We start from the raw sequence: 2,671 nt of genomic DNA on the forward strand, positions 1-2,671 counted from the left end.
AGGGCTTAGCTTCCGGGTTCGGAATGTTACCGGGCGTTTCCCCTCCGCCATGACCGCCGTAACTCTATCGACATGTCAAACAACCAACCAACCAGCAAATCCACTGGGGGTGTTGTTCGTTTGTCGGGAGTTGCACAGTGGACGCGTAGCAGCTTCGTAGTCAAGTCCTCGGCCTATTAGTACCGGTCAACTGAACCCGTTACCGGGCTTACATTTCCGGCCTATCAACCCAGTCGTCTAGCTGGGGGCCTTACCCCACAAAGTGGGTGGGATACCTCATCTTGAAGCGAGCTTCCCGCTTAGATGCTTTCAGCGGTTATCCCTTCCGAACGTAGCTAACCAGCCGTGCCCCTGGCGGGACAACTGGCACACCAGAGGTTCGTCCGTCCCGGTCCTCTCGTACTAGGGACAGCCCTTCTCAAGTATCCTACGCGCACGGCGGATAGGGACCGAACTGTCTCACGACGTTCTAAACCCAGCTCGCGTACCGCTTTAATGGGCGAACAGCCCAACCCTTGGGACCTGCTACAGCCCCAGGATGCGACGAGCCGACATCGAGGTGCCAAACCATCCCGTCGATATGGACTCTTGGGGAAGATCAGCCTGTTATCCCCGGGGTACCTTTTATCCGTTGAGCGACACCGCTTCCACATGCCAGTGCCGGATCACTAGTCCCGACTTTCGTCCCTGCTCGACCTGTCAGTCTCACAGTCAAGCTCCCTTGTGCACTTGCACTCAACACCTGATTGCCAACCAGGCTGAGGGAACCTTTGGGCGCCTCCGTTACCCTTTAGGAGGCAACCGCCCCAGTTAAACTACCCACCAGACACTGTCCCTGAACCGGATAACGGTCCGAAGTTAGATACCCAAATCAACCAGAGTGGTATTTCAAGATTGCCTCCACCCATACTGGCGTATGAGCTTCACCGGCTCCCACCTATCCTACACAAGCTAATTCGGATACCAATGTCAAGCTATAGTAAAGGTCCCGGGGTCTTTCCGTCCTGCCGCGCGTAACGAGCATCTTTACTCGTAATGCAATTTCGCCGGGCCTGTGGTTGAGACAGTGGGGAAGTCGTTACGCCATTCGTGCAGGTCGGAACTTACCCGACAAGGAATTTCGCTACCTTAGGATGGTTATAGTTACCACCGCCGTTTACTGGCGCTTAAGTTCTCCGCTTCGCCCCGAAGAGCTAACAGGTCCCCTTAACGTTCCAGCACCGGGCAGGCGTCAGTCCATATACATCGAATTACTTCTTCGCATGGACCTGTGTTTTTAGTAAACAGTCGCTTCCCCCTGCTCTCTGCGGCCATACAACGCTCCACCCGCGTGGGGCTTCACGTCTCCGGCCCCCCTTCTCCCTAAGTTACGGGGGCAATTTGCCGAGTTCCTTAACCACAGTTCGCCCGATCGCCTCGGTATTCTCTACCTGACCACCTGTGTCGGTTTGGGGTACGGGCCGCTAAGAACTCGCTAGAGGCTTTTCTCGGCAGCATAGGATCACTGACTTCACCTGAATCGGCTCGGCATCACGTCTCAGCCTTCATGGCGTGCGGATTTGCCTACACGCCGGCCTACACGCTTACCCCGGCACAACCACCGGCCGGGCTCAGCTACCTTCCTGCGTCACCCCATCGCTTGACTACTACCCGTCAGGTTCCCACGCTCCCCAGTATCGGTCCGAAGACCTCCACCGGTTCGGGTGGTTAGCACAACGAGGTTCGTCAGGGTCGCTCTTTCGCGGGTACGGGAATATCAACCCGTTGTCCATCGACTACGCCTCTCGGCCTCGCCTTAGGTCCCGACTCACCCAGGGCGGATTAGCCTGGCCCTGGAACCCTTGGTCATCCGGCGGAAGGGTTTCTCACCCTTCTTTCGCTACTCATGCCTGCATTCTCACTCGTGCCGCGTCCACAGCTGGGTCACCCCGCTGCTTCACCCCCGGCACGACGCTCCCCTACCCATCCACACACCTGCACGGCACATCAAGGCGCCGCGAGGTTGAAATGTGAATGCCACAGCTTCGGCGGTGTGCTTGAGCCCCGCTACATTGTCGGCGCGGGACCACTTGACCAGTGAGCTATTACGCACTCTTTAAAGGGTGGCTGCTTCTAAGCCAACCTCCTGGTTGTCTATGCGACCCCACATCCTTTTCCACTTAGCACACGCTTAGGGGCCTTAGCTGGTGATCTGGGCTGTTTCCCTCTCGACTACGAAGCTTATCCCCCGCAGTCTCACTGCCGCGCTCTCACTTACCGGCATTCGGAGTTTGGCTGATTTCGGTAAGCTTGTGGGCCCCCTAGACCATCCAGTGCTCTACCTCCGGCAAGAAACACGCGACGCTGCACCTAAATGCATTTCGGGGAGAACCAGCTATCACGGAGTTTGATTGGCCTTTCACCCCTAACCACAGGTCATCCCCCAACTTTTCAACGTTGGTGGGTTCGGCCCTCCACGCGGTCTTACCCGCGCTTCAGCCTGCCCATGGCTAGATCACTCCGCTTCGGGTCTAGGACACGCGACTGAATCGCCCTATTCAGACTCGCTTTCGCTACGGCTCCCCCACACGGGTTAACCTCGCCACGTGCCACTAACTCGCAGGCTCATTCTTCAAAAGGCACGCCGTCACCCCGCAAGGCTCCGACGGATTGTAGGCGAACGGTTTCAGGT

2 rRNA genes are annotated in these 2,671 nt (G+C 57.4%); both read right to left on the reverse strand.

Going from position 1 to position 2,671, the window contains the following annotated elements:
* A 5S ribosomal RNA gene (rrf, locus tag ACFOYX_RS36280) occupies positions 1-61 on the reverse strand; the annotation flags it as partial.
* A gap of 95 nt (positions 62-156) precedes the next feature.
* Positions 157-2,671: ribosomal RNA gene (locus tag ACFOYX_RS36285) — 23S ribosomal RNA — on the reverse strand; the annotation flags it as partial.

Source organism: Micromonospora sp. GCM10011541 (genome assembly GCF_042650725.1).
In the GTDB taxonomy this organism is placed as follows: Bacteria; Actinomycetota; Actinomycetes; order Mycobacteriales; family Micromonosporaceae; genus Micromonospora; species Micromonospora sicca.